This window comes from Mucilaginibacter sp. A3364 (assembly GCF_059690715.1).
On sequence record NZ_JCAWED010000001.1, the window covers coordinates 527,562 to 539,496 of the forward strand.

The 11,935-nt window shown below is 42.7% G+C and carries 9 protein-coding genes and 1 tRNA gene; all 10 read left to right on the top strand.

Annotated elements, in window-relative coordinates:
- Window positions 1–97 precede the first annotated feature (97 nt).
- The 10 genes from AC59JT_RS02230 (at window position 98) to AC59JT_RS02275 (ending at window position 11,918) form a co-directional block, all read left to right on the top strand.
- Window positions 98–168, top strand: a tRNA-Trp gene (locus AC59JT_RS02230).
- 23 nt (window positions 169–191) lie between these two features.
- Window positions 192–386, top strand: a complete 195-nt coding sequence (gene secE / locus AC59JT_RS02235; protein ID WP_497395690.1) for a preprotein translocase subunit SecE — start codon at window positions 192–194, stop codon at window positions 384–386.
- A gap of 10 nt (window positions 387–396) precedes the next feature.
- Entirely contained in the window at window positions 397–939 is a 543-nt protein-coding gene (gene nusG, locus AC59JT_RS02240; protein ID WP_497395692.1) for a transcription termination/antitermination protein NusG, read from the top strand.
- 123 nt (window positions 940–1,062) lie between these two features.
- A complete protein-coding gene (gene rplK, locus AC59JT_RS02245) occupies window positions 1,063–1,503 on the top strand; it encodes a 50S ribosomal protein L11 (protein WP_497395694.1) in 441 nt (146 codons plus the stop codon).
- Between the two features lie 28 nt (window positions 1,504–1,531).
- The gene (gene rplA, locus AC59JT_RS02250; RefSeq protein ID WP_497395696.1) at window positions 1,532–2,230 is read left to right on the top strand and encodes a 50S ribosomal protein L1; all 699 of its coding nucleotides are present in this window, start codon (window positions 1,532–1,534) and stop codon (window positions 2,228–2,230) included.
- A gap of 4 nt (window positions 2,231–2,234) precedes the next feature.
- Window positions 2,235–2,753: a 50S ribosomal protein L10 gene (rplJ, locus tag AC59JT_RS02255; RefSeq protein ID WP_497395697.1), complete on the top strand. Its 519-nt coding sequence runs from the start codon at window positions 2,235–2,237 to the stop codon at window positions 2,751–2,753.
- A 62-nt stretch (window positions 2,754–2,815) separates the two neighbouring features.
- Window positions 2,816–3,199: a 50S ribosomal protein L7/L12 gene (gene rplL, locus AC59JT_RS02260; RefSeq protein ID WP_497395699.1), complete on the top strand. Its 384-nt coding sequence runs from the start codon at window positions 2,816–2,818 to the stop codon at window positions 3,197–3,199.
- Window positions 3,200–3,348: 149 nt separating this feature from the next.
- Window positions 3,349–7,152 (top strand): DNA-directed RNA polymerase subunit beta, encoded by a 3,804-nt coding sequence (rpoB, locus tag AC59JT_RS02265; protein WP_497395701.1) that lies wholly within the window; start codon window positions 3,349–3,351, stop codon window positions 7,150–7,152.
- Window positions 7,153–7,249: 97 nt separating this feature from the next.
- A complete protein-coding gene (rpoC, locus tag AC59JT_RS02270; protein ID WP_497395703.1) occupies window positions 7,250–11,539 on the top strand; it encodes a DNA-directed RNA polymerase subunit beta' in 4,290 nt (1,429 codons plus the stop codon).
- 67 nt (window positions 11,540–11,606) lie between these two features.
- The gene (locus AC59JT_RS02275; protein WP_497395705.1) at window positions 11,607–11,918 is read left to right on the top strand and encodes a DUF3467 domain-containing protein; all 312 of its coding nucleotides are present in this window, start codon (window positions 11,607–11,609) and stop codon (window positions 11,916–11,918) included.
- The last annotated feature ends 17 nt before the right edge of the window (window positions 11,919–11,935 follow it).

Genomic DNA, 11,935 nt, shown 5'->3' on the forward strand with positions numbered 1-11,935 from the left:
AAACGGTTAATTTTTTTGAAAAGTACCCTGGCCTAAACGCCGGGGTACTTTATCAATATTAGAATGTACCTTCAGCGTAAAAGCTGAAAACAAATACACGGGAATAGTTCAACGGTAGAATAGAGGTCTCCAAAACCTTTGATCAGGGTTCGAATCCTTGTTCCCGTGCATTAATAGCAAACAACTGATAGATGGCTAACGTATCTGAATATATAAAAGAGTCGTACATAGAGTTGACCCAGAAAGTAACCTGGCCAACCTGGAGAGAATTGCAAAGCAGTGCAGTTTTGGTATTAGTAGCAGCGGTTATTATTGCTATGCTGATATTTGGTATGGACCAGATCATCGGTTATGTGCTTAAAAAGTTTTATGATTCACTAGCTTAATTTGTATAGGATGAGTGATCAATTAAAATGGTACGTAGTACGAGCTATCAGCGGTAAAGAAAAAAAGGTAAAGCAATATATCGACGCAGAGATAAGCCGTTTAGGCATTACTCATTTGGTGCCGCAGGTATTAATACCTGTTGAAAAATACTACCAAATGCGCGACGGAAAGAAGATAGCTAAGGAGCGTAACTACTTTCCGGGTTATGTATTGATGGAAGCCCAGCTTGATGGTGAGTTAGAACACATCATTAAAAACGTGAACAGCGTTATTGGTTTTTTGGGTGATAAAGCAGGTAATGCTATCCCGCTTCGCCAGGCCGAAGTTAACCGTATTTTAGGTAAGGTTGACGAGATGAGTGCGCAAGGCGAAACCATGAATGTGCCTTACTATGTTGGCGAAAACGTGAAGGTGATGGACGGACCTTTCAATGGCTTTAGCGGCGTAATTGAAGAGGTTAACGAAGAGAAAAAGAAATTGAAAGTAATGGTAAAGATATTCGGGCGCCGTACGCCGCTTGAGTTGAATTACATGCAAGTAGAAAAAGAGTAGTTAATATGCCGGGTGTTGTTTCACAACGTCCGGATTTTATATAAAAGCATTGGGTGTCACAACCTGATAAAAATGTTACATAGCTTCCACTTTATAACATTGACAATTAAATAACAAAGCAAAATGGCAAAAGAAGTCGGTGCAATGGTTAAGCTGCAAGTGAAGGGCGGTGCTGCAAATCCATCTCCACCTATTGGCCCTGCATTGGGTGCAAAAGGTGTGAACATTATGGAGTTTTGCAAACAGTTCAACGCACGTACCCAGGACAGACCTGGTAAAGTGCTACCTGTGGTTATAACTGTTTACGTTGACAAATCTTTCGATTTTATCATTAAAACGCCTCCTGTTGCAATCCAATTATTGGAAGTATCAGGTTTAAAAAGCGGTTCGGCCGAGCCTAACCGTAAAAAGGTAGCTAACGTATCTTGGGAACAAGTAGAAACGATAGCAAAAGATAAAATGACCGATTTAAACGCGTTTACAGTTGAATCAGCCATGAAAATGGTTGCAGGTACTGCTCGCAGCATGGGGATCACCGTATCAGGTACGGCTCCCTGGAATTAATTAAATTATTACAAATCAGTTTAAGACAGTGGCTAGATTAACAAAAAATCAAAAAGTGGCGCTCTCCAAAATTGAGGCGAATAAATCGTATACTTTAGAAGCTGCGGCATCTTTAGTGAAGGAATTAACCTTAACTAAATTTGACTCATCAGTTGATATTGACGTACGTTTAGGTGTTGATCCGCGTAAAGCCAATCAAATGGTACGTGGTATTGCAACATTGCCTCATGGAACCGGTAAAACTGTACGTGTATTAGTTTTATGTACTCCTGACAAGGAACAAGAAGCTAAAGACGCAGGTGCAGATTTTGTTGGTTTGGACGACTATATTGCCAAGATTGAAGGCGGATGGACTGATGTTGACATTATCATCACAATGCCAAGTGTTATGGCTAAAGTTGGTAGATTAGGCCGTGTGCTTGGTCCGCGTAACTTAATGCCTAACCCTAAATCAGGAACAGTAACTACCGAAGTTGGTAAAGCTGTAACTGATGTAAAAGGCGGTAAGATAGATTTCAAGGTTGACAAAACCGGTATCATCCATACCTCAATAGGAAAAGCATCTTTCACTGCTGATAAAATTTACGAGAACGCACTAGAAGTATTGCAGGTTATCTCTAAATTGAAACCATCATCAGCAAAAGGAACATATTTCAAGAGCATTCATATCTCTTCAACTATGTCTCCGGGGATCACAGTAGAAACAAAATCAGTAGCGGGGATCTAAAATCATGACTAAAGAAGAAAAATACGACCTGGTTGTAGCCCTAACTGAGCAAATTAAAGAGTACGGTAATTTTTATATTACTGATACTTCAGACCTTACGGTTGCAAAAGTAAATGACATTCGTCGTCAATGTTTCGACGCTGATATCAAAATGCAGGTAGCAAAAAACAGCTTGATCAAAAAAGCTATGGAAGCTGCCGGCGGTGATTACGCTCAAATGTTTGACGTTTTAAAAGGTACGTCATCAATTCTTTTCTCAAAATCAGCAACTGCTCCGGCAAAGTTGATCAAAGCGTTAAGAAAAAAAGGTGATAAACCGGTTTTAAAAGCGGCTTACATTGATTCGGCTATCTTCATCGGTGATAACCAGATCGATACATTAACCAAACTGAAATCGAAAGAGCAGTTAATTGGCGAGATCATCGGCTTATTGCAATCACCAGCGAAAAACGTGGTATCTGCTCTACAATCAGGCGGAAGCACAATTGCAGGTTTAGTAAAAACATTACAAGAAAGAGGTTAATTCAAACACCTTAAAGTTTGAACATTAAAAAACAAAGTATTTAAAGTAAAAAATATAATAAAATGGCGGATTTAAAAGCATTTGCTGAACAGTTAGTAAACTTGACAGTAAAAGAAGTAAACGAATTAGCTCAGATCTTAAAAGACGAGTATGGTATTGAGCCTGCTGCTGCAGCTGTTGCAGTTGCTGCTGCTCCTGCTGGTGGCGATGACGCTCCTGCAGCTGCTGCTGAGCAAACTTCATTTGACGTTATCCTGAAAGAAGCAGGTGGCCAGAAGTTAGCTGTTGTTAAATTAGTAAAAGACTTAACTGGCTTAGGCTTGAAAGAAGCTAAAGACCTAGTTGACGGCGCTCCTAAAGAATTAAAAGCTGGTGTTTCTAAAGAAGAAGCTCAGTCTTTGAAAGCTCAATTAGAAGAAGCAGGCGCAGTAGTTGAGGTTAAGTAATTAACCATACCACGCAAAGCATTGGACTCCGACCTATTTTGGTCGGGGTCTATTGCTGTTTATATAGTACCCCCATTTTTGTTTGAAGTTCAGGAAAAACTTTAATCAAACAAGTATACAGTTTATCGATAAACTAAAATTATAAAGCCTTGGCAAACAAAAATAAACAAAGAGTAAACTTCGCAACCAGCAGAAAGGTATTAGATTACCCGGATTTTCTGGATGTGCAGTTACAATCTTTCCAGGAATTTTTCCAACTAGAGACCACTTCAGACAACCGTCATAAAGAAGGCTTGTTCAAAGTGTTCGCCGAGAACTTTCCTATCTCAGATTCAAGAAACATCTTCGTTCTAGAGTTCCTTGATTACTTTATTGATCCGCCACGTTATGATATACGCGAGTGTATTGAGCGCGGGTTAACTTACAGCGTACCGTTAAAGGCAAAACTTCGCTTATCATGTAATGATGCCGAGCACGAAGATTTTGAAACGATTGTACAGGACGTGTACCTGGGTACCATCCCATACATGACACCTAAAGGTACTTTCGTGATCAACGGTGCCGAGCGTGTAATTGTATCGCAGTTACACCGTTCGCCAGGTGTGTTCTTTGGCCAAAGCCGCCACACTAACGGTACAAAATTGTACTCGGCCCGTGTTATACCTTTCAAAGGTTCATGGATTGAGTTTGCTACAGACGTTAACAACGTAATGTATGCTTACATTGACCGTAAAAAGAAATTCCCGGTAACCACCTTACTACGTGCAATCGGTTATGATTCTGATAAGGATATATTAGAGTTGTTCGAGCTTGCTGACGAAGTAAAAGTTAGCAAATCAGGTCTGAAAAAATTCATCGGCCGTAAACTGGCTGCAAGAGTTTTGAAGAAATGGGTTGAAGACTTTGTAGATGAGGATACCGGTGAAGTAGTTTCTATTGACCGTAACGAAATTATCCTGGAGCGTGAAACCGTGCTGGAAGATGATCACATTGACATGATCATTGATGCCGGTGTTAAAACCATCATCCTGAACAAGGAGGATGCTGCTACCAGCGGTGATTACACTATTATATACAATACTTTACAGAAGGATACTTCAAACTCTGAGAAAGAAGCGGTTGAGCACATCTACCGTCAATTACGTAACGCTGAACCACCTGATGAGGAAACTGCTCGTGGTATCATCGATCGTTTGTTCTTCTCAGACAAAAGATATGACCTGGGTGATGTAGGTCGTTACCGCATCAACCGTAAGTTAAAACTGGATACTTCTGAAGAAACCAAAGTTTTAACTAAACAGGATATCATCGCGATAGTAAAATACCTGATCAAATTGATCAACTCAAAAGCTGAGGTGGATGATATTGATCACTTGTCAAACCGTCGTGTGCGTACCGTAGGTGAGCAGTTATATGCTCAGTTTGGTGTTGGTTTAGCACGTATGGCCCGTACCATCCGTGAGCGTATGAACATTCGTGACAACGAGGTGTTCACACCAACCGACCTGATCAACGCGCGTACTTTGTCGTCAGTTATCAACTCGTTCTTCGGTACCAACCAGCTATCACAGTTCATGGACCAAACCAATCCTCTGGCAGAGATCACGCACAAGCGTCGTCTGTCAGCCTTAGGCCCGGGTGGTCTGTCGCGTGAGCGTGCAGGTTTCGAGGTTCGTGACGTTCACTACACCCACTACGGTAGGTTGTGTACCATCGAAACTCCTGAGGGACCGAACATCGGTTTGATCTCATCACTATGCGTACACGCTAAGATCAACAACTTAGGCTTTATCGAAACCCCGTACAAACGTGTAGTTGAAGGTAAAGTACAGGTGCAGGAGCCGGTTATCTACTTATCTGCCGAGGATGAGGATGGTAAAACTATTGGCCAGGCAAACGCTATTTATGATGATAAAGGTGAGTTCGCTACACCAAAAGTAAAAGCTCGTTTCGAGGGTGACTTCCCTATCATTGAGCCTGAAAGACTTGACCTGATGGACATCGCGCCAAACCAGATCACCTCAATCGCGGCTTCATTGATCCCGTTCCTGGAGCATGATGACGCTAACCGTGCCTTGATGGGTTCGAACATGCAACGCCAGGCCGTTCCGCTATTACGTCCTGAGTCGCCAATTGTTGGTACCGGTTTGGAAGGCCGTGTGGCAAAAGACTCACGTACCTTGATCAACGCCGAAGGCGATGGTGTAGTAGAGTACGTTGATGCTAACCAGATAGTAATTAAATACGATCGTGACGAGATGGACCGTTTGGTTTCTTTCGAGGGCGATTCAAAAAGCTATATCTTAACTAAGTTTAAGAAAACCAACCAAAGCACAACCATCAACCTGAAGCCGATTGTTAAAAAAGGCGAACGCGTTGAAAAAGGACAGGTGCTTTGCGAGGGCTACGCAACCCAGGATGGTGAGCTTGCCTTAGGCCGTAACCTTAAAGTGGCATTCATGCCTTGGCAAGGTTATAACTTTGAGGATGCGATCGTAATTTCTGAGCGCGTGGTGTCTCAGGATATATTCACTTCAATACACGTTGAAGAGTTCGAGCTTGAAGTTCGTGATACTAAACGTGGCGAGGAGGAATTGACACCTGATATCCCTAACGTATCTGAAGAAGCTACTAAAGACCTTGACGAAGACGGTATTATCCGTGTAGGTGCCGAGGTTAAAGAAGGCGATATCCTGATCGGTAAGATCACCCCTAAAGGTGAATCAGACCCTTCACCTGAGGAGAAATTATTACGTGCCATATTTGGTGATAAAGCGGGCGACGTTAAAGACGCTTCGTTAAAAACTCCACCATCTATTGCAGGTGTGGTAATTGATACCAAATTATTCTCTCGCGCTAAGAAAACAACCAAAGCCGAAGAAAAAGCACAGATAGACAAGCTTGACGTTAAACATGACAAAGCGACTAAAGATCTGAAGAATACTTTGATCGAGAAGTTGTTTGAGATTGTTAACGGTAAAACATCGCAAGGTGTAAGCAACGTTTACAAAGAGTTGTTGGTACCAAAAGGCGTTAAATTCACTCAGAAAATTTTAGCTGAGCTGAACTACGAAAACATCAACCCAACTAAATGGACCACTGATGATGACAAAAACGACCAGATCAAAATGACGTTGCATAACTACAACATCAAATTGAACGAGGAGTTAGGTGCATACCGTCGTGATAAGTTCGCTATCAGCGTGGGTGATGAGTTGCCATCAGGTATTGTACAAATGGCTAAAGTATACATCGCTAAAAAGCGTAAGCTTAAAGTGGGTGATAAAATGGCGGGCCGCCACGGTAACAAAGGTATTGTTGCACGTATTGTACGTGACGAAGACATGCCTTTCCTTGAGGATGGTACCCCGGTTGATATTGTGTTGAACCCACTGGGTGTACCTTCACGTATGAACCTTGGCCAGATCTACGAAACTGTATTAGGCTGGGCCGGTAAAGAGCTGGGCGTTAAATTTGCTACTCCAATCTTTGATGGTGCAAGCCATGACGAGGTAGAAGAGTGGGTGAAAAAAGCCGGCATTCCTGAATCGGGCCGTACCTACTTATACAATGGCTTAACCGGTGATCGCTTTGATCAGCAAACTACTGTAGGTATCATCTACATGCTGAAACTGGGCCACATGGTTGACGATAAGATGCACGCACGTTCTATCGGACCATACTCATTAATTACACAACAACCATTGGGTGGTAAAGCTCAATTCGGTGGTCAGCGTTTTGGTGAGATGGAGGTGTGGGCACTGGAAGCATTCGGTGCATCAAACATCCTGCAAGAGATATTAACCGTTAAGTCGGATGATGTTGTGGGCCGTGCTAAAACTTACGAGGCTATTGTTAAAGGTGAAAACCTGCCTACACCATCAGTTCCTGAATCATTCAACGTATTGGTTCACGAGTTAAGAGGTTTAGGTTTGGATATCACTTTAGAATAAGTTGTAAAGTTGAAAGGTTGAAATGTTGTAAGGTTAGCCTTAACATTTCAACCTTAAAACCTTCCAACATTTCAACAATTAAAAAACAAAGGAGACTATGTCTTACAAAAAAGATAATAAGATCAAAAGTAACTTTACCACCATTACGGTGAGTTTGGCTTCGCCAGAGGCTATCCTTGAGCGTTCAAGCGGTGAAGTTTTAAAACCAGAAACCATCAACTACAGGACCTACAAGCCTGAGCGTGATGGTTTATTTTGCGAGCGTATTTTCGGTCCGGTAAAGGATTACGAGTGCCATTGCGGTAAATACAAACGTATACGTTACAAAGGTATCGTGTGCGACCGTTGCGGTGTTGAGGTTACCGAGAAAAAAGTACGTCGTGAGCGTATGGGCCACATTAACCTGGTAGTTCCGGTTGCGCATATCTGGTATTTCCGTTCGTTACCAAACAAAATTGGTTACTTACTGGGTTTACCAACCAAGCGTTTAGACCTGATCATTTACTACGAGCGTTACGTGGTTATACAACCGGGTATCAAAGAATCTGACGGTATTAACAAAATGGACTTCCTTACTGAGGAAGAATACCTGGATGTATTAGATACTTTACCAAAAGAGAACCAGTATCTTGATGATAAAGATCCACAAAAATTTGTGGCTAAAATGGGTGCCGAGGCGCTTGAAGAGTTATTGAAACGTATTGATCTTGATCAATTATCATATGACCTTCGTCACCAGGCAGCTACCGAAACTTCACAACAACGTAAAAACGAGGCGTTAAAACGCCTACAGGTTGTTGAGGCTTTCCGTGGTGCTAAAACCCGTATCGAGAATAACCCGGAGTGGATGATCGTTAAGATCGTTCCGGTTATCCCGCCAGAGTTGCGCCCATTGGTACCACTGGAAGGTGGCCGTTTCGCAACTTCGGATTTGAATGACCTTTACCGCCGTGTAATTATCCGTAACAACCGTTTAAAACGTTTGATCGAGATCAAAGCACCTGAGGTAATTTTACGTAACGAGAAACGTATGTTGCAGGAAGCTGTGGATTCGTTATTCGATAACTCACGTAAAGTTAACGCGGTAAAAACTGAAGGTAACCGTGCCTTGAAATCACTTTCAGACATCCTGAAAGGTAAACAAGGTCGTTTCCGTCAAAACTTATTAGGTAAACGTGTGGATTATTCGGCACGTTCGGTAATTGTTGTAGGTCCAAACCTGAAACTGCACGAGTGCGGTTTACCAAAAGACATGGCTGCCGAGCTATTCAAACCATTTATCATTCGTAAAATGATTGAGCGTGGTGTGGTTAAAACGGTAAAATCAGCCAAGAAAATTGTTGACCGTAAAGACCCGCTGGTTTGGGATATTTTAGAGAACGTGTTGAAAGGTCACCCGGTATTATTAAACCGTGCACCTACGCTACACCGTTTGGGTATCCAGGCTTTCCAACCAAAATTGGTAGAGGGTAAAGCTATCCAGTTACACCCGTTAACCTGTACCGCATTTAACGCGGATTTTGACGGTGACCAGATGGCAGTACACGTACCACTTGGTAACGCCGCAATTTTAGAAGCACAAGTGTTGATGCTTGCATCACACAACATATTAAACCCTGCTAACGGTACACCTATTACTGTACCTTCTCAGGACATGGTTTTGGGTCTTTACTATATTACTAAAGGCCGTAAAACTGATGCTACCCGCGTTGTAAAAGGCGAAGGCTTATCTTTCTACTCGGCAGAAGAGGTTATCATTGCTTACAATGAGAAAAAACTAGATCTGCACGCGTTCATTAAAGTTAAGGCTAACGCTAAAGACCGTGATGGCAGCATTGTAAATAAATTGATCGACACTACTGTAGGCCGCGTATTGTTTAACCAACACGTACCTGAAGAAGTAGGTTACATCAACGAACTATTAACCAAAAAATCACTACGTGATATTATAGGTGACGTAGTGAAAAATACCGGTATGGCACGCGCTGCCCAGTTCCTTGACGATATCAAAGAACTAGGATTTAAAATGGCGTTCCAGGGTGGTTTGTCGTTCAACCTGAAAGACATCAACATCCCGGCCGAGAAAGTTACGTTGATCGATACCGCTTCAAAACAAGTAGACGAGGTAATGAACAACTATAACATGGGTTTCATTACCAACAACGAGCGTTACAACCAGATCATCGATATCTGGACCCGTATCAACAATCGCTTAACCGCGAACGTGATGGACATTTTGAGCAACGACAACCAGGGCTTCAACTCAGTTTACATGATGTTGGATTCGGGTGCTCGTGGTTCAAAAGAGCAGATCCGTCAGCTTGCAGGTATGCGTGGTTTGATGGCGAAACCTCAAAAATCAGGCTCAGGTGGTGAGATCATCGAGAACCCGATCCTTTCAAACTTTAAAGAAGGTTTGTCGGTATTGGAGTACTTCATCTCAACCCACGGTGCCCGTAAAGGTTTGGCGGATACGGCCTTGAAAACGGCGGATGCGGGTTACTTAACCCGTCGTTTACATGACGTTGCGCAGGATATGATCGTAGGTGCTGTTGATTGCGGTACTTTAAGAGGTATTTACACCACCGCGTTGAAAGACAACGAGGATATTGTAGAGCCATTATACGATCGTATTTTAGGCCGTACTTCTTTACATGATGTGTTTGACCCTATTACTAACGACCTGTTAGTATCAGCCGGACAAGACATTACTGAAGAAGTTGCTAAGACTATAGAGAATTCACCATTAGAAGGTATTGAGATACGTTCGGTATTAACTTGCGAAAGCAAGCGTGGTGTTTGTGCCCTTTGCTACGGCCGTAACCTGGCCAGCGGTAAACGTGTTCAAAAAGGTGAGGCTGTTGGTGTAATTGCCGCGCAGTCAATCGGTGAGCCGGGTACACAGTTAACACTTCGTACATTCCACGTGGGTGGTACCGCTTCGAACATCGCGGCTGAATCTCAGATCAACGCTAAGTTTGATGGTATTATTGAGTTTGAAAACGTACGTACCGTACAATACAATACCGCCGAGGACGGCACAGTTGACGTAGTATTAGGTCGTTCGGGCGAGTTCCGTATTGTGGAAGAAGGCAGCAATAAAGTTATTGTTACCAACAACATCCCTTACGGTTCATACCTATACGTTAAAGACGGTAGCAAAATTGCTAAAGGCGATCGTATCTGTTCATGGGATCCGTACAATGCGGTTATCATATCAGAGTTTGCAGGTATTGCCCAGTTTGAGGCAGTATTAGAAGGCATCACCTTCCGCGAGGAAAGTGACGAGCAAACCGGTCACCGTGAAAAAGTAATTATCGATACCAGGGATAAAACTAAAAACCCTTCAATTCAGATATCTGACAATAAAGGCAACATCATTAAAGGATACAACATCCCGGTAGGTGCCCACATTGCGGTTGACGAAGGCGAGAAATTACAAACCGGACAGATCATTGCTAAGATCCCTCGTTCTACAGGTAAAACCCGAGATATTACCGGTGGTTTACCACGTGTAACCGAGTTATTCGAGGCACGTAACCCATCAAACCCTGCGGTAGTAACCGAGATTGATGGTGTGGTAACTTTAGGTGGTGTGAAACGTGGTAACCGCGAGATCACTATCGAATCGAAAGACGGACAGGTTAAAAAATACCTAGTACCACTTTCAAAACACATCCTTGTACAGGATAATGACTTTGTGAAAGCCGGTATGCCATTGTCTGACGGTTCAATATCTCCTGCCGATATCCTGGCTATTAAAGGCCCTGCTGCCGTGCAAGAGTACCTGGTTAATGGTATACAAGAGGTTTACCGTTTACAAGGTGTGAAAATTAACGATAAACACTTTGAGGTGATCGTTCACCAGATGATGCAGAAAGTAGCTATCGAAGATGCGGGCGATACCCGTTTCTTAGAGAAAGAAGCTGTTGATAGCTGGGACTTCATGTTAGAGAACGATGATATTTTCGACAAGAAAGTTGTTACCGATCCGGGCGATTCAAATACGTTGAAACCAGGTCAGATCATTTCATTACGTAAATTACGCGACGAAAATTCGGTATTGAAACGTAAAGATTTGAAATTGGTTGAAGTACGTGATGCTATCGCCGCTACTTCAAGCCCGATGTTGCAAGGTATTACCCGTGCATCATTAGGTACCAAATCGTTCATCTCGGCGGCATCGTTCCAGGAAACTACAAAAGTACTGAACGAAGCAGCTATCGCCGGTAAACGCGATAACATGCTAGGCTTGAAAGAGAACGTTATCGTTGGTCACTTAATTCCTTCGGGTACCGGTATGCGCGAGTATGAGAATATCCGCGTAGGTTCACAGGAAGAGTTTGATCGCCTGATGGCTTCAAAAGCTGAAGATGTAGAAGCATAACATTGCTTAAACAAAATAATAGTAACAAAGCCTTCCACAAAACGGAAGGCTTTGTTATTTTTACGCTATGGAAGAACAAAATGCAAACCAACTGAATATAGAACTTTCTGAAGACGTTGCAGAAGGCGTATATTCAAACCTTGCCATTATTACCCATTCAACATCCGAGTTTGTGCTTGATTTTATACGCGTAATGCCTGGCGTACCTAAAGCCAAAGTAAAATCGCGCATAATACTAACCCCCGAGCATGCTAAAAGGCTTTTATCTGCCCTGGAAGACAACATTGAGAAGTATGAATCCGTAAACGGGCGCATTAATATTGATCAAAACCCATCAGGTTTCCCCATGAATTTCGGTGGAACTATGGGACAGGCATAACACATATAGCACCAACA